We start from the raw sequence: 24,570 nt of genomic DNA, 5'->3' as shown, positions 1-24,570 counted from the left end.
TTTTTTGCTTTCGCAGCGCTTTGCCGTTCTTTGGCAAATACCTCAATAGAAGACGGTGATATTCATGCATAAATCTCCCGAAGAAACGCGGGTCGTCGTCGGCATGTCCGGCGGTGTGGATTCTTCGGTGACGGCGCTGCTGCTCAAGCAGCAGGGATACGACGTCATCGGCATCTTTATGAAAAACTGGGACGATACCGACGAACTCGGCCATTGTACCGCGGAAGACGACGCCGAAGATGTACGGCGCGTCTGCGAGAAAATCGGCATCCCTTACTATACGGTGAACTTCGAAAAAGAATACTTCGATAAAGTGTTCACCTACTTCCTCGACGAATACAAACGGGGGCGGACACCGAATCCGGATGTCATGTGCAACCGCGAGATCAAATTCGGCGAATTCCTGAACAAAGCGCTTGATCTCGGTGCCGATTATGTCGCAACAGGGCATTACGCCCGCGTGACGGAAGAAGATGGAGCATTCAAGCTGCTGCGGGGCGTAGACACCAACAAAGACCAAACCTACTTCCTGAACGCGCTGAATCCGTATCAACTCTCCAAGACGATGTTCCCGATCGGACACCTGCCGAAACCGGAAGTTCGCCGGATTGCCGAAGAAGCCGGACTTGCCACCGCACGCAAAAAAGACAGCACCGGCGTCTGCTTTATCGGCGAACGCAACTTCCGCGAATTCCTGAGCGGCTATCTGCCGGCGAAATCCGGCGAGATGATCGATATCGCCACCGGCGAATCGAAAGGCCGGCATGACGGCCTGATGTATTACACGCTGGGACAGCGTCAGGGCCTCGGAATCGGCGGTTCCGGCAATGGCGAGCCTTGGTTTGTCGCCGACAAAGACCTCGAGCGCAATATCCTGTATGTCGTGCAGGGCGACAAGCATCCGAGTCTGTATTCGACCGCGCTGGTTGCAAGCGGCGTTACTTTTGCTTCGGGACGCGACGAATTGGCAGACGGTCCGCTGCAGTGCACGGCCAAGTTCCGCTATCGCCAGCCCGATCAAGGGGTGACCTTGACCCGCCTCGAAGACGGATCGGTTCATGTCGCTTTTGACGAGCTCCAGAAAGCGATCACTCCGGGTCAAGCCGTGGTCTTCTATGCCGGCGATGTCTGCCTTGGCGGCGGCACGATTGAAACGGTCGCGAAGGTCCCTTACGAAGAGACCCGTCCAAGCGGCACCGTTCAAGCCTGAATCTTTCTTTGCATCCGGCGGCTCAGCCTCCTGGATGCAGCTGCAAAAAACCGCTGTTCCCCTTATGGGGGACAGCGGTTTTTTGGCGTTTCTGTCTATTCGGTTTCATGCGGGGTTCCGCGTACCTGCCGCGGCAACGCCCGTGTTTCCCGTGAAGCGAAGGTGCACAGCGGATTACTGCCCGGTATCTCCGGCCGGTTGACCCGGCTGGTCCGTATGCGATTCTCCGCCTTCATCCGTATCGTCTACGGTCAGGTCGGACGCGACCGAATTCGGATCAAGCCATTTGTTGATCGATTCGATCGTTTCATCCAGATCGTCGTCGTCCAACTCGTAATACCACGCATCACGCGAGACGCCTTCGCCCTGCAGCATATGGCTGCTGATTTCCGGAGTCGATTCGTTCAAGATGACCGTTTTGGCCAAGGAAAGCATAAAATCCGAATCCATATTGGTTTTGAAGTTTTGACCGGCAATGCCGATCAATTCCGGAATTTTGGTCAAGTTCTCGATCTTTTTCATCCGGTTCAGGACCTGCTTCAGGAAAATCCGGTGACGTTCGGTCCGCTTGAAGTCCGAATCTTCCCGATAGCGTACATAGTTGAGCGCTTCCGTACCGTCGTAGATCGGTTTGTTGGCTTCGATCGTAAACTTCTCGTGATCGGCCTGTTTGTTCTCGATCGTCTCCGTAATCGGAAGCTCTACGCCTCCGAGCGCGTTGACGACGTCTTTTAACCCGTTGAAATTGATCGTGGCATAATAATCGACGTCGTGTTCCAGCAGCGCTTCGACGGTATCGACGCTCATCTGGGCGCCTCCGTAAGCGTAAGCGGCATTGATTTTGGTCTCTGAACGCGTTCCTTTGATCGTCGGCGTTCCGACCATCTTGACGTAGGAGTCGCGCGGAATCGAGATCAGCAGCACTTTGTTGTCCGCAGGACGTACGACCGAATAGATAATGGAGTCGGTTCGGGCGAGTTCGTCATCGCGTTGGTCGGTTCCGAGCAGCAGTACGGAGAAAGGTTCTTTGGTCAGCTCGGCGACGGTCAGTTCTTCCGCCCCTCCGCCTTTGGGAGCCTGGTCGATCGGAGCATAGGATTCATCGAGGGTGCTCTTGACCGTATCGGCCAGGAACGTATCGAAAGCGAATACCATCAGTTCTTTACGGAAAATAAATCCGCCGATTCCCAGGACGAACAGTACGCATAGGGCGATCAGCCAGGCTTTGCCTTTGTTCTTTTTCGTTTTTTTCTTCCGGTGCCTCTGAGCCCTTGTGAGGACGCGAGCCTCGGCCGGCTGGTTTTTATCCATTTTGTTCGTACCTTTCTCTCTCCACAAAAGTCGTAGGCTTGCTGCGGTGACCGGATTCAGGAGGAACCTGCACGTCCAGCGTAGTACGGACCTTGTCATCCCTTATGGAAGCTAAAATAGAAGTGCGTGCACCACAAACCGTCTTCGGACGAACGCCCGAAGTTGAAGACACATCTTAGATTACTACATTTCGTATGGTTCTGACAATTCTAACATACGATCCGGGTCAGTGCGCTTTAACCTGCAAAATTCGGCTTATTCGAGCGTCTAGGAACAAAAATCTTCATTTATCGCGGCGCCGCTGTTGATTCAGCCGAATTTTGGATTCGCTGCCCTGCTCCGTCGCTTCATAAAATACGGTGCCTTCAAGTTCCGCCGGCAAATAGGCTTGCTTCACGTAATGATTCGGAAAATGATGCGGATATTTGTAGCCTTCATGCCCCAATTTTTCCGCGCCTTTGTAATGGGTATCGCGCAGATGCAGCGGAACCTCCGTTGTCCCTGTTCGCCCGAAAGCCGCTTCCGCCTTGGAAATGGCGTTATAGACGGCATTGGACTTGGGACTCTCCACCGCGAACAGAATCGCCTGGGCAATATTGAGCTTCGCTTCCGGCCATCCGTTGTTGCGGTAGGCCTCGAGCGCCGATACGGCCTGTACCATCGCCTGCGGATTGGCGAGCCCGATATCTTCACTGCTGGCCGCAATCAACCGGCGGATAAACGTCATGGGATCCATGCCCAGCTTCTCGACAGCGTACAAAAACCAATACAACGCGGCATCGCTGGAACCCCGAATCGATTTGTGAAAAGCCGACAAGACGTCGTACTGCGTCGATTCGTCGGCCCGCGCAATCGGCTTGCGAACCGATTCTTCGGCGGCTTCCTTCGTAATACGGATGCGGCCGTCGGCCTGCGGCGGCGTGGTCAGCGCCGCAAGCTCCAGCGCATTGAGTGCCCGGCGAATATCGCCGCCGGACATCGCCGCGATATGGGCCAGCGCTTCCTCGTCGGCGTCCAGGTCCATATAACCCAGACCGCGCTCCGTATCGTCCAGCGCGCGGCGCATCGCGATCCGCGCATGCTCCGCCGTCAGCGGATGCAGCTGGAACAGCGTCGAACGGCTCATCAAGGCTCCGTTCACATAATGATACGGATTCTCCGTCGTCGCCCCAATAAAGATGATCGTTCCTTTCTCCACCGCCGGCAACAGCGCGTCCTGGCGGGAACTGTTGAACCGATGGACCTCGTCCAGGAACAGGATGGTCTTGCTGCCGTGCAGCGCTTTGTCATCGGCCGCCTGCCGAATCACTTCGCGCACATCCTTGACGGTGGCATCCACCGCGTTCAGACGTATAAACCTGCCCTGGGTATGGTGGGAGATAATATGTGCTAAAGTCGTCTTGCCGCAGCCCGGAGGCCCGTACAGGACAATCGAACCGACTTTATCGGCTTCGATTGCGCGGCGAAGCAGCCGGCCGGGACCGACGATATCTTCCTGCCCGATATATTCGTCCAGTGTCAGGGGGCGCATACGGTCGGCGAGCAGTCCGCTGCCTGTTTGAGTATCCGCTCCGCCTTCATAAGAAAACAAATCCAAAGTCATCACGTCCTTTCATTACTTTATTCAATATAGAGGGAGGCGCGGTGGAACGCAAATACGCGGCACGGTTCCGACCAAAGAATATGGAGCCCCAAAAAACCACTCCCTCCGCCTCTTATGACTTTGCCGGTTTTTGTCGATAAAGAAAAGGTCTAACCCCCGAATAATAAACGGAATCCCGCCGGATACGGCGTTTGAACCGAGAAGAAGGAGTGCTGCGGATGAGACTGCGCGGATTTTTCCGGCATGAAAACGAAACAAAGCTGGGCACGCTGCTGATCCGTTTCAGCCTTGTTTTCTTCGCGGTATTTGCTCTGCTGCTCAGCGGCGGCTATCTGCTGCAAAACCATTTTATCAAGACCAGCTACCTGCAGGTACGCGACCTGGCTTTTTTGACCGAAAATCTCGATCTGCTGGAAAAAGCGCTGGTGGAGCAGGAAAACGGAAGACGGGGGTTCATTTTGACCGGCGAAGAATCGCTGCTGGCTTCCTATGAACGGGGAACCGCGGACTACGAGCGGATTATACGCATCCTGGAAACCAATATTCCGCTCACCGCCGGATTTTCTTCGGATATCAAGTCGGTGCTTGCCGATGCGAAGCTTCTTCAGTCCGCTTACGATCGGCCGCTCCCGAATTTGGCGGAAGTCGGCTCATCGCTCGGACGAGCGGACATGCAGGACGGCGAACAATTTTTCTTCGAGCTGAACACCAAGTTTGACGACTTGTCGGAACTCATTTCCGTACAGCGGACGTTCGAGCGCGGCAGGCTGCTGCGGCTGATTACGCTGACGCTTGCGCTGACCGCCGCCGTCGCGCTGTTGGCTCTCGCCCTGTACATTTATTTTATCGTCAAAAATATCAAACGACTGGTCCATCCGCTGACCGAGCTGGACCGCGCGATTTCATCCTACGAAGGCAGTCAGACCGGAATTTCAAGTTATACTTCTACCGGTGAACTGGGACGTCTTGTAAATGCGTTTCACCGGATGGGCCAGGATATGCGCAGAGAAAGCGAAAAGCTCGAAGAAACCTACAAGATGATCGATGCCCTGAATCGGGCGGACTCCGTTCAAGATGTCTACCGGGAAACGCTTCTGCATATGCGCCAGCTCGTTCAGTGCGACAAGATCAGCCTGATTATGCAAAATCCCGATAAGCGCTTTTCCTTCAAAGCGGTCCTTCAAAACGAACGTCTCAATCTCAAGGAGACGCTGCTGCCCAACGAGCGGCACGAACTGCGCGAGCTGGTCCAAAGCGGCACCTCCCTGCTGTACGAAGACTGGCACAGGAAACGTCCACCCGGAGAGCTTGCCGACCGTCTGCACGAAGAAGGATTCCGTTCTTCCGTCCATGTGCTGCTCAAAAAAGAAGCGCGGATCGTCGGCATTCTGACGCTTCTGTCTCTCGAGCCCGGATTTTTTACCGCTATCAAAAAGCAGAGGTTGGAAAAACTTGCGCCGATGATCGTAACGGCAATCGAAAATGCCCGGCAGACCGACCGGATCCAATCCCTTGCGATGCGGGACGGTTTGACCGGATTATGGAACCGCCGTCATTTCGAGAATGTGCTTGGACGTTTGGAACAAGAGTCCTGCGCCGATGCCGGGCGGCCGCGGCCCCTTTGTCTGATTATGCTGGATGTCGACCGCTTCAAGCAGTTCAATGATACCCGCGGGCACCAGGAAGGCGATGCGGTATTGAAGCATATCTCCCTGCTGCTGCAGGCCTACTGCCGCTTCGGCGATCTGCCGTTCCGGTTCGGCGGCGAAGAATTCGCGGTACTGCTGCCGGATACGCAGCTCGAAGAAGCGGCTGCCGTCGCCGACAGGCTCTGCCGGTTAATCGAATTCGATTCGCCGTCGCCGGAGTATGTCGTGACCGCAAGCTTCGGCGTTGCGCAGCTTCATTCTGGACAGCCGTCCCAAGAATTGATCCGCAGTGCCGACTCGGCGCTGTACCGGGCCAAAGCCCTGGGCCGCAACCGGGTCTGCACGGACACTCAGGACCTGAACGACTCGGCCTAAGCGGGAACAGGTAGGCGGAGCGAGATCTCCGGGCTTTGCCCAAGAGTCTTCGTTATCGATAAGTACGCAAAAAAGGACGGCAGAATGCCGTCCAACGTGTCGAGAAAGTCTGATTCCGAGAGAAGCGAGGAGGCGAAGGGAGAAATTCAGTGTAGGAACGACAGTGTTCGCCTTTGTGGTGCAAGTTCATCCAAAATCGGGATATGAACTTGCACCGTTAATCGGGGAAATTCTGCTAAATTTCAATCCTTTTCCCCGATTTCAACACGCGACCTAAAGTCTTTCGAAGAAAGGCACATCGTAAGCATCCGCTAACGAATTTCTCCCGCAGCCGACGAGCTTCTACAACGAATAGGACTTTCTCGACAACCTGAAGGACAGCAGAATGCCGTCCTTTTTTGTCATGCAGCGAATGATGGCGCGGGATTCATTCCGGCCAGCCGTTTTCGCTCCATTCGCCGGACGGATCGAGAAACGCCGCCGTCTCTCCGCCGTGCAGTACCCACAACTCGTGCAGGGCCCGCGTACAGCCGACGTACAGCATTTTGGCATCCCATTCCGTTTCGCCGTAGTTTCTTCGCCCCGCATCCGCAATCACGACCGCGTCGAACTCCAGTCCTTTGGACAAATGCAGCGGCAGCACGGACAGTCCGCCTTCGTACTGTGTCATATTTCCGTCGATCACATGCAGCTCCGGGAATTCCGGTTTCAGCGCTTCATACAGCGTCTGGGCCTGCTCCTGCGTTCTTGTCAGCAGCGACACCGTTTTGTGTTCCCTGCCCCAGAGCGCCCGCAGCGCACGGGCCGACGCTGCGGCACCGGCACTTTCCTCCGCGTTTCCGTTTACCGGTGTGGATTCAAGGCCGAAATCGATCTTCCGCACTTTGTCTCCGCTTCGGAAGACCGGCACCGCCTGGATCGCGTTCGGTACGCCGCCCGACAGAATCGTGTTGGCAAAACCGATGATCTCGAGAGTCGACCGGTAGCTTCGGGTCAGCGCATGATAAGACGTTTCCTGTTCGCCGAACAGCCCGCTCATTTCTTCCCAGGCGTGAACCCCTTTGTAGGCATGTATGCCCTGCGACAGGTCGCCGAGAATAGTAAACGAATGTCCGCGGACGAAACGGTCGAGCACCGATACCTGCAGCGGCGAGAAATCCTGCGCTTCATCGATGACGATATGATCGAACCGTTCGGCTCCTTCGATTCCGTTCAGCAGCAGATGCAGATACAGCAGCGCTGGCAGATCTTCTTCGCGAATCCGGCTTTCTTTGAGGTCTTTGCGTGTCGACTTGAGCACCGAAGCCGGGATGGCTTCGAACAGCTCCAGCGGCAGAATGCCCCGTGAATCTTTGGCTGCGCCAAAGATCTGTTTGTACAGGGTGAGCGGACTGAAATCCGGCCACTTTTTCGCGTACGCTTTTTCGCGCTGGGCAACTTTCTTTTTGAACTCCTTGCGTTTGACTTCCGGCTTGACCGGCTTCAGTTCCATTTCGATCCAGCGGTGAATTCTTGCCAGCACGCGCTCTTTACGGCCGGCCGCCGAGTAATGCTTATACTCTTCCGCGTACCAGTGCAGAATCGTTTCGTACGGCAGAATTTTGTCTTCCCACGGAGAGAACTCAAGTTCCGGAGCCCCGGATACTTCAAGTGCGGAAGCTGCGGCGTCCAGCATGTCTTTGAATGCGTCCGATCCTTTGAAGCGCCCCGGCGCATCGTCGCCCGGCGCTTCGCCTGCGGCACGGCCGAACCAGAAGTCCAGCGTTTCCGCCGGATCGGCCAGCATGGACTCCGCTTCAAGCTGCTTGACGGCCCAATCGGTAAAGGTCCGCTGCTGGATATCGCCGACGCCGAGTTCCGGCAGAACGCCGGAGATATAGTCGAGGAACATGCCGTTCGGCGCGAAAATAATCATTTTCTCCGCCGATACCTGTTCTTTGTACTGATACAGCAGAAAAGCGAGCCGGTGCAGCGCGACGGTCGTTTTTCCGCTGCCCGCGACGCCCTGAATAATCAGCGCTTTGTTTTTCTCCGCCCGGATGATCCGATCCTGCTCGGCCTGAATCGTCGAGACGATATCGCGCAGACGGTTGTCTTTGTTCTCGCCCAACCGGTACAGCAGGAACTCGTCCGAGACGGCCGGTTCTTCGCCGCCGCGGGTATACGTATCGACTACGCGCTCAAGCTCGGACCGGCGGACCATAATATTGCGTTTGAGATGCACGGAACCGCCGATGATGCCTTCGGGCGCTTCGTATTCGACTTTCTCTTCGCCTCCGGTAAACGAATAGAACAAACTTGCGACAGGCGCCCGCCAATCGACGACAATCGGCAGGCTGCCGGGATCGCGTCCGTCGAGTCCCGTTTTGCCGATATACAGCGGAGCCGGCACGTCTTTTCCTTCTTCTTCAAAATCCATCCGTCCGAAATACGGCTCAGGTTCCGATTTGGCCAGCCGCTGGCGGCGCTCTTCGCGTCCCGCTTCGAGCACCTGCTCGGTAAAGTCGTGCCCGGTATAGACCGGCACGGCCCGAAGGCGCGCAAGCTGGGTTTCGATCTCTCCGAGAACGGAATCCAGCTTGTTTTGCTCTTCTTGATAGGCACTTTGAACGTTCTCACTCACTTCAGTTACCTCCTAAGATGAGCATTTTGTACAGGGGTTCTTGCGAACCGGCGAACTCAGCCGCACAAAATGCCGAAATCAATTGGCGTTCTCGCTTCCGTAAATTCCGTTGGCGAAAAAGCAAAAGGACTACCAGCATAGCACATTCCCGCGCAAACGACCTCCCTTATTTTCCGCAGCGCCAAAAAGCGCCGCTTCCGCTTGGGAAGAGGCGCTCGGATCGCGTATGCGATTATTCCTGCTCGGGCAGCGGCTGGCCGCCGAGACTCAGCAGGTCCTTGATGACTTCGCTGACCATAATCAGGCCGGCGACCGGCGGAACGAAAGCGTTGCTGGCCGGAGGCTGCTTCGCTTTGCGAATCTTGGCACCGGCCGGAGCGATCTGCTCCGTCACGTCCGCCCGCGGCTTAAGCGGCTTCTCGGTCGAGAACACGACTTTCACGCCTTTTTTGATGCCGTTTTCTTTGCGCAGCTTTTTGCGGATAATCCGTGCGATCGGATCCATCTTCGTTTTGGAGATGTCGGCAACCTGGAATCTCGACGGATCCATTTTGTTGGCCGCGCCCATGCTGGAAATGATCGGAATATCGCGTTCCAGACACTCCTTGATAATATGCACCTTGTAGATAATCGTATCGGAAGCATCCACTACATAATCGATCTTGTGTTCGAACAGCTGCTCGTACGTTTCTTCCGTGTAGAACATATTCAGTACGATCGTGTTGATCTCCGGATTGATCAGTTTGACGCGCTCCGCCATCAGCTCGGTTTTTTGCTGTCCGACCGTAGTGGTCAGGGCATGGATCTGGCGGTTGATATTCGTGATGTCCACGACGTCTTTGTCGATCAGGATCAGGGTGCCGACGCCCGAGCGGGCAAGCGCCTCGGCAGCCATCGCGCCGACGCCGCCGATACCCAGTACCGCTACGGTGCTGTTTTTAAGCACTTCGAGTCCTGCGGGGCCAATCGCAAGTTCCGTTCTGGAAAAAGCATGCAGCATGGAAATAACCTCCTCGGTCTTGAATTGAAGTCAGGGTATCCGGCAGTCCGGTCCCGGCAAAAGGAAAAGGCACGCCGGACTCGGCCGGCTGCCTCTTCTGTCTTCGTGGGTTTAGGCTTGTTCGCCTTCGGTCGCCGCCGGCTTTTTGGCCGGCTTCGGAGCAAGCTTGATATGCAGGTCGTCCAGTTGGCCTTTGTCGACAGGTGCCGGGGCGTTCATCAGCAGGTCGGTCGCACTTGCCGTTTTCGGGAAAGCAATCGTCTCGCGCAGGTTGGTGCGCTGCGTCAGCAGCATAACCAGACGGTCGAAACCGAATGCGAAGCCGCCGTGCGGAGGCGTGCCGTACTGGAACGCGTCCAGCAGGTAGCCGAACTGCTCCTGCGCCGTTTCTTCGGAAATGCCCAGCAGCTTGAACATTCTCTGCTGCAGATCATGCTCGAAGATCCGCATCGAACCGCCGCCGACTTCGTAGCCGTTCAGCACAAGGTCGTAAGCTTGGGCACGAACCGCACCCGGATCGGTCTCGAACAGTTCCAGGTCTTCCGCCAGAGGGCGGGTGAACGGATGGTGTTCTGCCACGTAGCGCTTTTCGTCTTCGTCGTAGCTGAGCAGCGGGAAGTCGAGAACCCAGGCGAATTTGTAGACGCTGTCGTCGATCAGGCCCAATTGACGGCCGATCTTCAAACGAAGGGCGCCCAGGACATCGGCCACTACCTTTTTCTTGTCGGCCGAGAACAGCAGAAGGTCGCCGACTTCCGCGCCCGTACGTTCGCGCAGCGCTTCGATCTCTTCTTCGGTCATGAACTTGACGATCGGGCCTTTGAAGCCGTCTTCCTTGACCTGAATCCAGGCCAGTCCTTTCGCGCCGTAGCGGGCCGCGTAAGGGCCGAGATCATCGATTTCTTTGCGGGGCCACGTACCGCAGCCTTTGGCGTTCAGCACTTTAACCTGCCCGCCGCTCGAAACGACGGAAGCGAATACTTTTACGCCGCTTGTCTCCACGATGTCGCCGACATCGACAAGCTCCATACCGAAACGCAGATCCGGTTTGTCCGAACCGTATCTGGACATCGCTTCCGCGTGCGTCAGACGCTGGAACGGAAGCTGAACTTCGACGCCGATCGTTTCGCGGAACAGTTTCGCCATCAGCTCTTCGATCAGGCCGAGAATGTCGTCGCGGGAGACGAACGACATCTCAAGGTCGACCTGGGTGAATTCCGGCTGGCGGTCGGCCCGAAGGTCTTCATCGCGGAAACAGCGGGCCATTTGATAATAGCGTTCGATTCCGCTGACCATCAACAGCTGTTTGAAGATCTGCGGCGACTGCGGCAGTGCGAAGAATTCGCCTTCATGCACACGGCTCGGCACCAAGTAATCGCGGGCGCCTTCCGGCGTGCTTTTGGTCAGGATCGGCGTTTCGACTTCCACGAAGCCCTGCTCGTCGAGGTGGTTGCGGAAGATTTTCGCGGACTGCGAACGCAGCATCAGCGTCTTCTGCATTTCCGGACGGCGAAGATCCAGATACCGGTATTTCAGGCGCAGCGCTTCGTCGACTTCGATACCGTCTTCAATAAAGAACGGAGTCGTTTTGGCCGCGTTCAACACTTCGATTTCGGTAACGCGCACTTCAAGTTCGCCGGTCGGCAGGTTTTTGTTGATCGTGTCTTCTTCGCGCTTGACTACCGTTCCTTTGACAGCCAGCACGTATTCGGTACGTACGCGTTCCGCCGTTTGCAGAGCTTCTCCCGAATACGCCGGATTGAAGACCGCCTGTACGATTCCGCTGCGGTCCCGCAGGTCGATAAAGAGAACGCCTCCGAGGTCGCGGCGGGTCTGCACCCAGCCGTTCAATGTAACCGTTTCTCCGATTTGCGCGGATGTAATCTGTCCGCAGTGATGAGTCCTGAGCATCATAAGTTCATTCTCCTTTGTAGTAAAAGTCTGCTATTTCAATACCGAAGCCAGATCGGCCAGCGGTACGGTAACCTGTTCGCGCGTTTCCATCGACTTGACGGCAATTTCGCCGCGTTCCAGTTCGTCATCTCCCAAAATGGCCGTATAGCGGGCCTGCAGCCGGTCGGCCGATTTCATCTGCGCTTTCATCTTGCGGCCCTGATAATCGCGTTCCGCCGAGAAGCCGAGGCGGCGCAGCTTGTGCAGCTGCTTGGTGATCTCCGCATTGGCTTTGTCGCCCAGAGCGATCAGATACACGTCCAGCGGAGGAGCGGCCTGAATCTCCGTCTGCTGGTCCGCCAGCAGCAGCTGCAGGCGTTCCATGCCGATCGCCATACCGATTCCCGGTTGATCCGGTCCGCCGACTTCCGCAACCAGTTTGTTGTAGCGTCCGCCTCCGCCGATGGTATCGATCGCGCCGATCCCGCTTTCGGTTTTGAACTCGAACGCAGTCAGCGTGTAATAGTCCAGTCCGCGTACCAGACGCGGATTGATCGTATACGGGACCTCCATGGCCGTCAGCGTGCTTTGAACCGCTTCGAAGTGACTGCGGCTTTCTTCATCCAGGCTGTCCAGAATAGACGGCGCATCCGTAAATTTGTCTTGATCGACTTTGCAGTCGAGCACGCGGAGCGGATTCCGGTCGATCCGGCTCTGGCAGTCTTTGCACAGCGTTTCGCGCATCGGATTCAGGAACGCGAGCAGCCGCTCGTTGTAATCGGCGCGCGATGCCGCGTTGCCGACCGAATTGATCTCGACGCTTGTGCCTTTTAGTCCGATATCTTCGAAGAACTGCATGCCGAACGCAATAACTTCCGCATCGATTGCCGGATCGACAGAGCCGATCGCTTCGATACCGAATTGGTGGAACTGGCGGTAGCGGCCGGCCTGCGGACGTTCCTGACGGAACATCGGTCCGATGTAGAACAATTTGGCTACGTCCGGTTCGCCGAATACTTTGTTCTCCACATAAGCGCGCACGACGCCTGCCGTACCTTCTGGACGGAGCGTCATGCCGCGCCCGCCCATGTCCTGGAACGAGAACATCTCTTTCTGGACGATATCGGTCGTCTCCCCTACCCCGCGCTGAAACAGCTGGGTATATTCGAACATCGGGGTACGAATCTCGCGATAATTGAACCGTCTGCTCAAATCACGCGCTTTGTTTTCGACATACTGCCATTTTTCGACCGTGCCCGGCAAAAAATCGAGTGTCCCTTTCGGCTTTTGAAAATCCATGATTGATTTCCCTTCCTTTCCGGCTCAAGCAGCCGGTTTGTTTTGTGGCGTACACGCCTTAAGGCATATCAAAAAGTCCCTCATCCGCCGTCTATGCCAATATTTCGCATAGTACAGGGACGAGGGACCGTATTTACGAATCTCCCGTGGTGCCACCCACATTTCGGATTTCTACCTCGATCGGCAGGCGCTTCTGTCGGCGCTTGCGAGAGGAAACGAAACCCGCTTCATTAAAAAGACGGTTAACGCCCGTCCGGTCTCGCGCATCGGCTACTTGAAATCCAAAAAGCTTGTCGGGACCTTTCGGTCCTTCGCTTTTTCAATCGTTCGCCGTGCGTTCTCGGGGAGGTCTTTGGTCCAGCCGCCGCGCAGAATTCTTTCAGCCAAGGAATTCTTCTCTGATGCGCTTTGAATCCGGATTACTTTTTCCCGTCATCGAATCTTGATATTTGCGGCAAGCCCCGGCCGAGACCGGATCGAAAATGGCTTACTGCGTTTGTTATATTTTATGATTGTAATCAAGTGCATGACTAAAGTCAACCGTTTAAACTTACCAAGTCGGGAACTGCCGCTTGGAATACACGCAAATATCCCGTTCTGCACAAAAAAAGACCCGCAGGCTGCTGCCGCGGGTCATTCAAATTTATCTAAGGGGGTCATGTCCTTATCATAGCGCTTCCTTGTTAAAGGAATATGAATCGAAGATTACAATTCGATTACAAGTGCGCCGTTCAATCGTAGACGTGTACGTATCCGTTATTGTTGCGGAGTTTGCGCACCACATCGAGATAATCTTCGTCTTTGACTTTTGCGGACAGCGTATAAGTCAGATCGCGCAGATCTTTATCGGAAGCGTTCTCATAGGTTTCTCTGGCTTCATCCTTATCGATCGGCTGGCCGCCGAGATCGCTCGATTCGTTGTGTGCCGGAACCGGAACGGCTTGATCGCCGATCATGCTGCCCGCGCTGCCCGAACCGACCGCTCCGCCGTTGAAACCGGCGTTTGTCGTACCGGACAGTGGAACCAACGGAACGACGACACGGCCCGTGCTGCCGCGGTCTCCGCCGTAACCGACGCCGCCCTGCAGTTCTCCAACTTCAAGCTGCTCGGTACTGAACGTCATCAAACTCATTCTTGCGCCTTCCGCTTCGCTTTCGGTTTTAAAATAAGCCTGGATATGTTTCGACATGATAATTCCCTCCTCATAGTGGGTATTCACCGAATTCGTTCTGTTTCCATCGGGTCTGATCTTCAAAGTCTATAGGCGGTAAAGCCGGCAGAACCGGCTTTACAGAACCTTCAATAATTCGCGTACGAAGGCCGGCTCGTCATCCGGCGTCCGAGAGGTGATAAAGTTGCCGTCGACGACGACTTCTTCGTTTTTGAAACGGGCGCCCGCATTCACCATATCGTCCTGCAGAGGCGGATACGAAGTAATCGTACGGCCTTGAAGTAGATCCGCACTGGCCAAAATCTGCGGTCCGTGGCAGATCGAGGCAATCGGCTTTTTGGAAGCGTTGATATCCTTGACGAACTGCAGGACATCTTCGTCCAACCGCAGGTTTTCCGGCGAGGAACCTCCCGGAATCACGACGGCGTCATAGTCCGACGCTTTCGCTTCGGAGATGGCTTTGTCCGTCGTATACTCGGCTTTGCCCAGTTTGCCTTTGACCGTTTCGCCGGCTTGGAGTCCGATGATATCTGCATGGTGACCGGCTTTTTTTACTTCATCGTAAGGAACCTGCATTTCGGAATCCTCAAATTCGTTGGCAAGCAAAAACGCGACTTTACTCATATCGTTCAGAACTCCTTTCTGTGTGGTCCGTGATGTAAGCGGTTCTCGCTTTCTTATTACCCTACGCTCCCCAAATTCAAAACAAACGCCAAAAAGAAAAACGCCCCGGCTGCCCAAAAGGCGGCTGAAGCGTTTAGCATGGAAAATTTTTGCCTTAACCGTTTAATCGCGGCTGTCCACGATCAGTGTAACCGGACCCCAGTTGACCAGCGACACATCCATCATGGCTCCGAAGACTCCGGTTTCGACGTTCAGCCCTTTTGCGCGAAGAGCGTCGTTAAAAGCTTCGTACAGAGCCTGCGCAGGCTCGGGACGGGCCGCCGCCATGAAATTGGGACGTCTGCCTTTTCGGCAGTCCCCGTACAGCGTAAATTGGGATACGGACAAGATGGCTCCGCCGATCTCTTCCACACTGAAGTTCATCTTGCCGTTGTCGTCTTCGAAAATACGCAGACCGGCTGCCTTGTCGGCCAGATAGAGCGCGTCTTTGGTCGTATCGTCGCCCGTGACGCCGACAAGAATAGTGAGACCGGCTCCGATCCGGCCGACCACTGCTCCGTCCACTTCGACGGAAGCCGATTTGCAGCGTTGAATCACGAGTTTCATGGAACCCAAACTCCTTTTCGCTCGGCTGCGGCAGCAGCCTTTTTATTGCATGATCCGATGGACCGTATACACGTCGCGCACACGTTTGATCCGTTCCACAACCGACTGCAGATGTTCGGTATTGCGGATCAGGATCGTAATATGCACAAGCGCCATTTTATTTTTGTCCGCGCGTCCCGAGACGGCGGTCATGTTCGTTTTGCTTTCCGAGACGGCCTGCAGCACTTCGTTCAGGAAATCGCGGCGATCAAGGCCCGTAATTTCGATATCGACGCTGAAGTTCGATTCTACCGCATCTTCCCACTCCACTTCGATCACGCGTGCGGCTTCTTCGCCGTCGCCCGCTCCCGGAATGTTGGTACAGTCGGAACGGTGGACGGATACGCCGCGGCCGCGGGTGATATAACCGACGATCTCGTCGCCCGGAACCGGATTGCAGCAGCGTGCGAAACGGACAAGCAGATTGCTTGCACCTTTGACTTTGACGCCGTTGGTCGGACGCTTCTTCTCTTTGTCCGCCGGTGCCGCCTTGACTTCGCGCACCTCGTGGGTCAACTCCAGATGGTTGCTGCTTTCTTCCTGCTCGCGGCGCCATTTCTCCGTCAGACGGGTGATGACCTGCGAAGCGGTGATACCGTTGAAGCCGATTGCGGACAGCATATCGTCGGTATCGTTAAAAGCAAACTTGTTCGCGACTTCCAGCAGCTTGTCGTCCGTCAACCATTCGGAGACTTCGAGTCCAAGCTTTTTGATTTCGCGTTCGAGACCATCTCGACCTTTTTCGACATTTTCTTCGCGGCGTTCTTTTTTGAACCACTGCTTGATTTTGCTGCGCGCGTGCGAAGATTGGGCAATCTTGATCCAGTCCTGGCTTGGTCCGTACGAATGTTTGGACGTCAGGATTTCCACGATATCGCCGGTTTTCAACTTGTGGTCGAGCGGTACGATCCGCCCGTTCACCTTGGAACCGATCGTCCGGTTGCCGATTTCCGTATGGATGCGGTAAGCAAAATCGAGCGGGCCCGAGCCGGCAGGAAGTTCAATAACCTGTCCTTTTGGCGTAAACACGAATACCAGATCCGAGAAAAAGTCCATCTTCAACGATTCGACAAATTCCGACGCATCTTTGGCTTCGTTCTGCAGTTCGATAATTTCTTTGAAGAACGGCATCTTGTTCTCGATTCCGCCGCCTGTTGCCGTTGTGCCTTCTTTGTAGGCCCAGTGGGCCGCGATGCCAAACTCCGCCGTGCGGTGCATATCCCAGGTGCGAATCTGAACTTCGGTCGGTTCCCCGTTCGGGCCGACGACCGTCGTATGCAGCGATTGGTACATATTCGCTTTGGGCATAGCGATGTAATCTTTGAACCGGCCCGGCATCGGCTTCCACAGCGTATGGATAATGCCGAGCGTCGCGTAACAGTCTTTGACATTGTCGACAAGCACGCGGATCGCGAGCAGATCGTAGATTTCATTAAACTGTTTGTTTTTGCTCGTCATTTTTTTATAAACGCTGTAGATATGCTTGGGACGTCCGGACAGATCGGCTTCTACGCCCATTTCGTCCAACTTTTCATTGATTCGGCCGATGACGTCGGAGATAAACTGTTCGCGTTCGGCGCGCTTTTTGTGCATCAGGTTGGCAATCCGGTAATACTGCTGGGGATTCAGATAACGCAGGGCGATATCTTCCATCTCCCATTTGATCGCGGAAATACCGAGGCGGTCGGCGACGGGACAGAAAATCTCCAGCGTCTCATAGGCGATCCGCCGCTGCCCTTCTTCCGATTGGTGCTTGAGCGTACGCATATTGTGCAGCCGGTCGGCCAACTTGATCACGATGACGCGGATATCCTGCGCCATGGCGATAAACATTTTGCGGTAATTTTCGTTCTGCTGTTCTTCTTTGGACCGGAATTTGATTCGTTCGAGCTTGGTCAGCCCGTCGACGAGCATGGCGCAGGTCTCGCCGAAGTGCTCACGGATCTCGTCGAGCGATACGGTCGTGTCTTCGACTACATCGTGCAGGAGGGCCGCTTCGATGGACGTAGTGTCCATCTGCATGCCCACGACAATATCTGCAACCGCCAGCGGGTGCAGAATATACGGCTCGCCGGATTTTCGGACTTGGCCGGAATGGGCCTTGTCGGCGAATTCGTAGGCTTCCCGAATGCGGGGGAGGTCCGATTCACGGATATAAACGGACGCCTTTTCAAGTAATCGTTCAATGCCCATTGAGTCCTTTCCGATTCCTTTCTATAAGAAAATGAAGCCTTTTTGCGGATGCGCATCCAGGCCTAACGTTCGGGTTTTCCTTTCATTATGCCTTTTAGCCGAATCCCCGTCAATGCGTGCAGGGAAATTGTTGCTTTCTTCACCAAAACCTCATCGCTCTTGTGCAGGGGAGCTTTTTTGACAAGAACTCTCCCAAATCCGAAAGTTATTCCGAAATTCCGCGAAAATGTTATTGAAAAAAAACAAAAACCTCTATAATCTAGTTAAGATGATCAAGCGCGTACGGATTTTGCTGTCTGGGCTTCATTTCAATGAAGCGTTCTTACCCGTTTTTCTCATCCGCCCCGAGCCGCTCCTCCGGTTGATTGGAGCGGCTCCAACTTATGCCCTAAGGAGTGAGAGTCTTTGCAGCGTGAAATTCAAGTTAACGAAAGACCGGGCTTCGGTCCGGGCCTGCTGCTCAGTTTGCAGCATCTGTTCGCCATGTTCGGCAGTACCGTCCTCGTTCCGAATCTGTTCGGCGTAGACCCCAGCGTGATTCTGCTCATGAACGGGATCGGCACCCTGCTGTACATCCTGATCTGCAAAGGCAAAATCCCGGCGTATCTCGGCTCCAGCTTTGCGTTCCTCGGTCCCGTCGGCGTTGTGCTTGCCTGGTCCGGCGACCATATGGACAACTACTCCAAAGCGCTGGGCGCTTTTATCGTCATCGGGGTCGTCTTCGTGCTCGTCGCCCTGCTGGTCAAAGTTGCCGGTACGGTCTGGATCGATTTCCTGTTCCCGCCGGTCGTTATGGGCTGCGTCGTCGCCCTGATCGGGCTTGAGCTGCTGCCGGTCGCGGCCGATCTTGCAGGCCTGCTCGGCAAAGCCGATCCCTCTACGGGAGCGGTTGTCTACAGCACGAATGCCATCTTGATTTCGGTTATCACTTTGTCCGTGACCGTACTGGGCGCCGTCTTGTTCCGCGGTTTTCCCAAAATCATCCATATCCTGATCGGCATCGCGGTCGGCTATATCGCCGCGTACCTGCTGGGCGAAGTAAACACGGCGGCGGTAGCTGAAGCCCGCTTCCTCTCTTGGCCGGACTTCACCACGCCGAGCTGGGACATTGCGGCAATTCTCACCATCCTGCCGGCCGCACTCGTCGTTATTGTCGAACATGTCGGCCACCTGCTGGTTACGAGCAATATCGTCGGCAAAGACCTGTCCAAAGATCCCGGTCTGCACCGTTCGCTGATGGGCAACGGCATCTCGACCATTTTGTCGGGCTTCGTCGGTTCGACGCCGAATACGACATACGGCGAAAATATCGGAGTCATGGCGCTGACCCGGGTCTACTCGGTGTTCGTTGTAGGCGGAGCGGCCGTGATCGCGATCCTGCTGTCGTTCTCCGGTACATTCTCGTCCGCAATCGCCAATATTCCGGGTCCCGTGATGGGCGGCGTGTCGCTGCTGCTGTTCGGCGTCATTGCCGTATCGGGTCTGCGCATCCTGGTCGAGCAGAAAGTCGATTTCTCGAAATCGGTCAATATGCTGCTCGCCGCACTTATTCTGGGCGTGGGACTGAGCGGCATCACGCTCACGATCGGCAGTGTCACCCTGAAAGGGATGGCGCTTGCCACGATCGTCGGTATTGTCGTCAATATCATCTTCCGCTTAATCGTACTGACCGGACTTTCGAACGAGAAAGACGATATTCAACCAGAAACGAAAACCCCGGACCTTTGATCGCAATCGAAAAAAGTTCAAAAAAGCCGCGCCCTCTTCTTCTGAGAAGGGGCACGGCTTTTTTGTGTAGACCGTCCGATGACGGCCTTCCTGCTGCACGAGTTATTTTCCCATGATACGGAGGATCAGGCAACATTGACTGCCGCCCCATGTTATAGGAAAATAATTCCTGTATTTCTTATTCCGTTTGATAACGCCAACCTTTTCAAAAGACGGCCTGTATTATTTCAGCTTGTCTCCGCCGGGTTTGGGTTTCATGGGAATAATCTTGGACACGATCTTGTGCACCATCGCCGATTCCTTGGTCAGGAACGGTCCGAGTACCGCCAGGATCAAGACGTAAATAGCTGCAAAAGGCTGAAGAATCGCCATCAAGCCGCCTGCCGCGCCCAGATTCGCCATAATAATAGAGAATTCGCCGCGCGAGACGATCGTCAAGCCGACATTGGAAGAAGCTTTCGGAGAAAGGTTAGCCGTACGTCCGGCCAGCATCCCTGCCGTATAGTTTCCGATAATGGTCAAGATCACCGCGCCGATCGCCAGCCAGACTGCGCTGCCTTTGAGGCTGAGCGGATCGATCGTCAGACCGAAACTGAAGAAGAACAAAGCGCCGAAGAAATCCCGGAACGGCAGAATCGCTTTTTCGATCCGGTGCATATGCTTGGTCTCGGCCAACACCAGACCTACAAGCAGCGCGCCGATCGCTTCCGCCACATGAATAGTCTCGGAGAATCCGGCAACGAGAAACAGCATCGCGAATACGGTAGTCAAAAAGACTTCGTTTGAAGAAATACCCAGCATCTTGTTGAGCACGGGTACAAGCAGCCTGCCGACGATCAGTACGAGCAGCATATAACCGAGCGCAATTCCCGCAGAGAGCAGAATGCCGCCGAGCGTGGTTGCTCCGCTGAGCAGAAGACCCGACAGAATCGACAGATACACAGCCAGGAAAACATCCTCGAACATGATGATGCCCAGAATCATTTCCGTTTCCGGATTTGCGGTCCGTCTCAGGTCGACCAGCACCTTGGCTACGATGGCACTGGAGGAAATCGTCGTCACCCCTGCGATCACAAGCGTTTCCAGAATCGGAAACCCGCAGATCAGACCGAACAAAAGACCGAGTGTAAAGTTGATCCCGATATAAATGGAACCGCCGATCGCAATCGACTTGCCGGCTTTGGCCAGACGTCCGACCGAGAACTCAAGTCCCAGGTAGAACAGCAGGAAGATGACACCCAGCCGTCCCATAAAGTTGATCAATTCCGCGCTTTCGATAAAACGGAGGTCGATCAGTCCAAAATGCGGCGCGTGCGGTCCCACGGCCATCCCGGCAAGAATGTAGAACGGAACGACCGAGAATCGGAGCTTAACGGAGAGAAAGCCGGCGAGCGCAATGAGCAGCACAGCGATTCCGACTTCGAATACCATGTGGTCCATTACGCCTCACCTACTTCCAGCATCCTTTTCAACGTTTGAATATTTTGCCGTTCTCCCGCAAGTACAAGCGTCATGCCTTCGGCCAGCACGTATTCCGGTCCCGGACTCACCGTCTGCTTATGCGAAGTTTCAATCGACGCAATCACGACCGTTCCCGTATTCTCCCGGATTTTCAGTTCGCCGATCGAGCGCCCGATCGCTTTCATGCCTCTGCGGATCTTGTACCATTCGATCGACAGATGATCCAGCGTGTGTTCGACCTTCTCCAGCGCCGTCGGCTGATAATTCATTCCGCCTACGATGCCGCCCAACTGACGGGCTTCGGTGTCGGTCAGCGTCATGACGCGCATCAGCTCTTCCGGCTCCACCGGCGATGGACAGAACAGCTCGCGTTTGCCGTCTTCGTGCAGAATCACGATGAAGCGGTCTCCTTCTTCCGTATCCATCAGAAATTTACGTCCAATTCCCGGCAGATCGGTCTCTCTAATTACGGACATCCAATCCCTCCCCAACTACATCATTTGAACTCTGCAAAAAAGCCCTGTACAAAACGAAAAAAGGCTCTTCTTTCGAGTCTCTTCCTCCTTTACGGATCCCCCCGAAAAAGGTTTCAAAAAAAGCGTTTTTTTGTTTCTTTTTCGCTTTTTACGCAAAAAAAGCTCTGAAAAAGCAAAAAAACCGCTATTTGCTCCCGTTTACTTCACGGGATGTCAAATAGCGGGTTTTTAAACGGTTCTCTTCATGGGTGCGGCTGATTGACCGCTTGGATTAACCTTTGATCAGGTTAAACACTTCCACGTTATCGAGGCGCGCACGGCCGTTCAATTCTTCCAGTTCGATCAGGAAAGCCGCGCCGACTACATTGCCGCCGAGCTGGCGAACCAGGCTGACGGATGTGGCAATGGTGCCGCCGGTTGCGAGCAGATCGTCCGCAATCAGAACGTTTTGACCTTCCTGTACGGCGTCGACATGCATAGCCAGCGTGTCTTTGCCGTATTCGAGGTCATATTCGATCTCCACGGTTTGGTACGGCAGTTTGCCGACTTTACGAATCGGCACGAAACCGACGCCAAGTGCGTAGGCCAGCGGTGCGCCAACGACAAAACCGCGGGCTTCCGGTCCGGCGATCAAATCGATCTTCAAATGCTCGACCTGTTTCTTCAGAGCGTCGATCGCTTCGCGATACGCCGGTCCGTTTCCAAGCAGTGTCGTAATGTCCTTGAAGCTGATCCCCGGCTTCGGAAAATCGGGAATCACGCGAATATGCTCATTAAAATCCAAATCAATCTCCTCCTAAGTCTTGTTTCCCGGATGGGGAGGACGGAAGAACGGCTTCCGGCCTTCCTTCTTACACCGAAAAAGATAAAGCCTCGGCTGCGCCGCCCGAACGGACCCTCTGCAAACGCTCGGTGAGCCACATGCCCAGATCCTCTCCAGGACCCAGCATTCGGCGTTCCAAAGCTTCCGCTTCCTGAAGAACGCGATAGGCTTTCGCCGAATCCAGCGCCGTTTTGGGAGGGGTCGGATTTACTTTGACCCGGCCTTCGGCTCTGGCGACAAAATCCAGTTCCTCAAAAACGTCCAGCGTCATGCGAATCATCCGCGGCGAGCAGCCGGAAGTTCGGCACAGTCTTTGCACCAGTTCTTTTTCGTTCGTATCCGCCGCCGATGCGGCGCGGCGAAGCTCAACGTAAATGGTCTTGATCCGTTCACGGCTCGGATCGCTGAGACGTTCGGCAGAAGGTCCGCTTGCCGGATAGAGCAGCACCATGTTTTCCAACAAAGGGAACTCCGCCAACATCTTGTCCAGCTGTTCGGCGGTGTCCGGAAGATCCAGGACGAATAACGTACGTGTCCCGGCCGGATCCGCATACCTATACGCGCTTTCCGTTCCTTGAATCCCGGAATATTCATCATACAGCCAAACCGGCAGTTGCGCTAGAGTCTTCTGCGAAACTTTTAGTGTCGTTTCGTTCACGGCCGCGGCGATCTGATCCGGTCCGCATGCAAGTACCCTTTCCGCCGTTTTACGGAACGGTTCGATACTTTCCGCAGACGCCGTCTGCGAACGGCGGTCGAACACTTGAACAGCCGGCAGAGCCAAATCGCGGACCATCAGCTGCGGTTTGCGGCTGCCCCGCCACTCGTTGATTCCCGGCTCGGCCAGCAGATCCAGCCGGTCTCCTTCGCTCAAATATTCGGCGAGGGCGCCTTTGCCGAAAACCACCGCTTCGACCGTACATCCGTCCTGCTCGACGACCAATTTCAGATGGTTCCGAGTCTTGCCCATGGTCATCACCCGCTGCAGCTTGACGTTCCGCAGCACCAGCTGCGGAGTCGGATTGCTCATCCCGAACGGAGCCATCCGGTCCAACTCTTCGATGACCGCGATCGGAAGATCGGCCAGCGAACATTCGGTTTCCGCTTCGATGACCGGAATCAGGTGCTCGGGCTTTAATAGATTCGCCGCATAAGCGTTCAGGCCCGTTTCAAAATCGCCGATTTGTCCGATCGACAGGCTCATCCCCGCCGCCGCCGGGTGTCCGCCGAAGTGATCCATCGTTTCTTCGACCGACAGCAGCGCCGCATGGATATCGAAGCCGGGAATCGAACGTGCGGAACCTTTGCAGCTTCCTTTTTCCTTGTCGATCCCGAGAATGATTGTAGGCCGGTAATAACGTTCGAGAATTTTGGAAGCGACGATACCGACGACCCCGACATTCCAGCCTTCGCCCGCCAGTACAATCACATTCGGCACGGCCCCTGTATCCGCAATTTTTTGCTCCAGCATGACCGCCGCTTCGCTTACGATATCTTCGACGTTCTTCTGGCGCTCTTTGTTCAGCAGATCCAAGACGGAAGCCAGATGTTCGGCGCGGTCGCGTTCTTCCGTGACGAGCAGATCCACTGCGCGGTTCGCATGATCCAATCGGCCGCTGGCATTGATACGAGGCGCAATGGCAAAAGCGATCCCTACCGAAGTCAACTGATCCGGCTTGCTTCCGGCAACGGCGAGCAGTTGTTCTACTCCGGGCGAAGGATTTCGGCGCATCAATTCGATCCCGCGGGAAACGAGCAGCCGGTTCTCTCCGGTCAGCGGCATCAGGTCGGCGACCGTACCGATCGCCGTCAGATCCATCCATTCCGCAGGCGGTTCTCCCAGCAGCGCATGAGCCAGCTTGAATGCGACTCCGACGCCGGCAAGTCCTTTATACGGATATTCGCATTGGGCCAGCTTCGGGTTCACCAGTGCCACTGCCTGCGGCAGTACAGCCGGAGGTTCATGGTGATCGGTCACCACCACATCAATGCCAAGCTCCGCCGCATAAGCAATCTGATCGACCGCGCTGATTCCCGTATCGACCGTCACGATCAGTTTGACTCCTTCGGCCAGGGCTTTGTCGATTGCATGGCGGTGCAGCCCGTATCCTTCTTTGGAACGATGCGGAATATAAGTGCCGAAGTTCGCTTCGAGCTTCGTCATCAGGCGAATCATCAGCGCCGTACTGGATACACCGTCGGCATCATAATCGCCATAGATCCAGATCCGTTCCCCGGCTTCCAATGCCGCTCGAATCCGTGCCGTCGCCTCTTTCATGCCATGCAGCAGAAACGGATCGTGCAGACCGGATAAATCTTCGTCTCCGTCCAGAAATTCGGCCGCTGACGCCGGAGCTTCGTATCCCCGGTTTGCCAAGAGCGAAGCTAACAGCGGAGATATGCCCAACTCGCCGCTCAAACGTTCTACGGCTGCCTGTTCCGGACTTGCGATCTTCCATTGATATTGCGAATGCAGCACAAGCTC

The 24,570-nt window shown here is 55.2% G+C and carries 17 protein-coding genes; 3 read left to right on the top strand and 14 right to left on the bottom strand.

The features are described 5' to 3' along the window. Positions 1–64 precede the first annotated feature (64 nt). Positions 65–1,210 (top strand): tRNA 2-thiouridine(34) synthase MnmA, encoded by a 1,146-nt coding sequence (mnmA, locus tag HRQ60_RS02090; RefSeq protein WP_172193991.1) that lies wholly within the window; start codon positions 65–67, stop codon positions 1,208–1,210. A 174-nt stretch (positions 1,211–1,384) separates the two neighbouring features. Here mnmA and HRQ60_RS02085 read toward each other — a convergent pair whose 3' ends face one another. Continuing rightward, complete coding sequence (locus tag HRQ60_RS02085; protein ID WP_172193990.1) at positions 1,385–2,521, bottom strand: LCP family protein; 1,137 nt, start codon at positions 2,519–2,521, stop codon at positions 1,385–1,387. 283 nt (positions 2,522–2,804) lie between these two features. Beyond that, the gene (locus tag HRQ60_RS02080; RefSeq protein WP_172193989.1) at positions 2,805–4,118 is read right to left on the bottom strand and encodes a replication-associated recombination protein A; all 1,314 of its coding nucleotides are present in this window, start codon (positions 4,116–4,118) and stop codon (positions 2,805–2,807) included. 224 nt (positions 4,119–4,342) lie between these two features. On the opposite strand from HRQ60_RS02080, the gene HRQ60_RS02075 reads away from it, so the two are divergent. Then, positions 4,343–6,148, top strand: coding sequence for a diguanylate cyclase (locus HRQ60_RS02075; protein WP_172193988.1), 1,806 nt, complete (start codon positions 4,343–4,345; stop codon positions 6,146–6,148). A gap of 427 nt (positions 6,149–6,575) precedes the next feature. On the opposite strand, the gene HRQ60_RS02070 is transcribed toward HRQ60_RS02075, so the two are convergent. The 8 genes from HRQ60_RS02070 to HRQ60_RS02035 form a co-directional block, all read right to left on the bottom strand. Then, positions 6,576–8,771: a UvrD-helicase domain-containing protein gene (locus HRQ60_RS02070; RefSeq protein ID WP_172193987.1), complete on the bottom strand. Its 2,196-nt coding sequence runs from the start codon at positions 8,769–8,771 to the stop codon at positions 6,576–6,578. A gap of 232 nt (positions 8,772–9,003) precedes the next feature. Continuing rightward, complete coding sequence (locus HRQ60_RS02065) at positions 9,004–9,771, bottom strand: tRNA threonylcarbamoyladenosine dehydratase (RefSeq protein ID WP_172193986.1); 768 nt, start codon at positions 9,769–9,771, stop codon at positions 9,004–9,006. 111 nt (positions 9,772–9,882) lie between these two features. Further along, positions 9,883–11,682, bottom strand: coding sequence for an aspartate--tRNA ligase (gene aspS, locus HRQ60_RS02060; protein WP_172194213.1), 1,800 nt, complete (start codon positions 11,680–11,682; stop codon positions 9,883–9,885). Between the two features lie 33 nt (positions 11,683–11,715). Then, positions 11,716–12,963 (bottom strand): histidine--tRNA ligase, encoded by a 1,248-nt coding sequence (hisS, locus tag HRQ60_RS02055; protein WP_172193985.1) that lies wholly within the window; start codon positions 12,961–12,963, stop codon positions 11,716–11,718. A 731-nt stretch (positions 12,964–13,694) separates the two neighbouring features. Then, positions 13,695–14,153 (bottom strand): hypothetical protein, encoded by a 459-nt coding sequence (locus tag HRQ60_RS02050; protein WP_172193984.1) that lies wholly within the window; start codon positions 14,151–14,153, stop codon positions 13,695–13,697. A 99-nt stretch (positions 14,154–14,252) separates the two neighbouring features. Further along, positions 14,253–14,759: a type 1 glutamine amidotransferase domain-containing protein gene (locus tag HRQ60_RS02045; protein WP_172193983.1), complete on the bottom strand. Its 507-nt coding sequence runs from the start codon at positions 14,757–14,759 to the stop codon at positions 14,253–14,255. Positions 14,760–14,921: 162 nt separating this feature from the next. Further along, the gene (dtd, locus tag HRQ60_RS02040) at positions 14,922–15,365 is read right to left on the bottom strand and encodes a D-aminoacyl-tRNA deacylase (protein WP_172193982.1); all 444 of its coding nucleotides are present in this window, start codon (positions 15,363–15,365) and stop codon (positions 14,922–14,924) included. Positions 15,366–15,407: 42 nt separating this feature from the next. Then, positions 15,408–17,597 carry a RelA/SpoT family protein gene (locus HRQ60_RS02035; protein WP_172193981.1) on the bottom strand — a complete coding sequence of 730 codons (2,190 nt, stop codon included), beginning with the start codon at positions 17,595–17,597 and terminating at the stop codon, positions 15,408–15,410. A 405-nt stretch (positions 17,598–18,002) separates the two neighbouring features. On the opposite strand from HRQ60_RS02035, the gene uraA reads away from it, so the two are divergent. Beyond that, on the top strand, positions 18,003–19,325 hold the full coding sequence (gene uraA / locus HRQ60_RS02030) for a uracil permease (protein WP_172193980.1): 1,323 nt from the start codon (positions 18,003–18,005) through the stop codon (positions 19,323–19,325). A gap of 222 nt (positions 19,326–19,547) precedes the next feature. Here uraA and HRQ60_RS02025 read toward each other — a convergent pair whose 3' ends face one another. The 4 genes from HRQ60_RS02025 to recJ all read right to left on the bottom strand — a co-directional run bounded on the left by HRQ60_RS02025 (position 19,548) and on the right by recJ (position 24,564). Beyond that, complete coding sequence (locus tag HRQ60_RS02025) at positions 19,548–20,765, bottom strand: cation:proton antiporter (protein WP_172193979.1); 1,218 nt, start codon at positions 20,763–20,765, stop codon at positions 19,548–19,550. Next, positions 20,765–21,262 carry a cation:proton antiporter regulatory subunit gene (locus HRQ60_RS02020; RefSeq protein WP_172193978.1) on the bottom strand — a complete coding sequence of 166 codons (498 nt, stop codon included), beginning with the start codon at positions 21,260–21,262 and terminating at the stop codon, positions 20,765–20,767. Before HRQ60_RS02020 ends, HRQ60_RS02025 begins: the two co-directional genes overlap by 1 nt. Before the next feature lie 271 nt (positions 21,263–21,533). Continuing rightward, a complete protein-coding gene (locus tag HRQ60_RS02015; protein ID WP_172193977.1) occupies positions 21,534–22,046 on the bottom strand; it encodes an adenine phosphoribosyltransferase in 513 nt (170 codons plus the stop codon). Positions 22,047–22,113: 67 nt separating this feature from the next. After that, positions 22,114–24,564 (bottom strand): single-stranded-DNA-specific exonuclease RecJ, encoded by a 2,451-nt coding sequence (gene recJ / locus HRQ60_RS02010; RefSeq protein ID WP_172193976.1) that lies wholly within the window; start codon positions 24,562–24,564, stop codon positions 22,114–22,116. Between the last annotated feature and the right edge of the window lie 6 nt (positions 24,565–24,570).

Origin of the sequence: Saccharibacillus qingshengii, assembly GCF_013185195.1 — a bacterium.
GTDB classification, from domain to species: domain Bacteria; phylum Bacillota; class Bacilli; order Paenibacillales; family Paenibacillaceae; genus Saccharibacillus; species Saccharibacillus qingshengii.
Note: the sequence above shows the minus strand (reverse complement) of the source record. Positions and strands in the feature narration are given on the sequence as shown.